Raw genomic sequence first — 242 nt, 5'->3', positions numbered from 1 at the left:
CCGGCACGGTGACCAGGACGTCCGCCTTGGGTACCGGGACGTTGCCGAGGTCCGCGTACCCGTTGCCGGCGGTAGCTTGGTGCTCTGCGGCGCCGGGGGCCTCATGGTCGGCGGTGCTCTCGTACTCGGCGGTGCCGGTGGCGGCGGTACCGGCGGCGGCGTCATGGACGCCAGCCGGCGCCAGCGAGGCCAGCCCGATCGTGTCCTGGTCGCCGTCTTCGCTGTTTACCGCGCTGCCTTCA

Annotated in this window: 1 pseudogene; it reads right to left on the bottom strand. The window is 72.7% G+C overall.

The features are described from left to right. Positions 1–242: pseudogene (locus AC3A4Z_RS22645) on the bottom strand (hypothetical protein); the annotation flags it as partial.

Source organism: Arthrobacter sp. Soil_C_49 (assembly GCF_057656635.1).
Note: the sequence above shows the minus strand (reverse complement) of the source record. Positions and strands in the feature narration are given on the sequence as shown.